The organism is Treponema sp. R6D11 (genome assembly GCF_054786075.1).
In genome coordinates this window covers 1-507 of record NZ_BDHD01000808.1, presented here as the reverse complement: position 1 = coordinate 507, position 507 = coordinate 1, and the positions used below count along the sequence as shown (strand labels likewise).

General features: G+C 49.9%; 1 protein-coding gene. It reads left to right on the top strand.

Annotated elements, in window-relative coordinates; all coding sequences use genetic code 11:
* On the top strand, positions 1-447 hold a 447-nt coding region (locus ACYVTD_RS16240), incomplete at its 5' end, for a thiamine pyrophosphate-dependent enzyme (protein ID WP_461248712.1).
* Positions 448-507 lie beyond the last annotated feature (60 nt).

Here is a 507-nt window from a genome sequence, read left to right as displayed (position 1 = left end):
GCAAAAAACAGGGAAGGGATTATCGTCTCCACTACGGGAATGATTTCGCGCGAATTGTACGAGTTACGCGACAAGGCAGGTACAGGCCACGCGCGCGATTTTCTTACCGTAGGCTCAATGGGGCACGCGTCTTCAATCGCGCTTTCCATCGCCCTTCAAAAACAGCATCTTCAAGTTACCTGCCTAGACGGGGACGGGGCCGCCCTTATGCACATGGGCTCTTTTGCGGCAATCGGTACTCTTAAACCGCGTAACTATTGCCACATCGTTCTTAATAACGGCGCCCATGATTCCGTCGGAGGACAGCCGACTATCGCCCCATTTATTGACATTCCGGCTATCGCGCTTTCCTGCGGCTATACAAAAGTTTATCAGGTAAAAACAAAAGATGAATTAAAAAAGAGCCGTCAGCCGCTTCAAGATACACTTCGTCGCCTGAATTGGTAGCGCCGGAAGCGAGAATTACATTTTCATGGATATCGTTGCAAAGTACGGAAAGCCCGATAC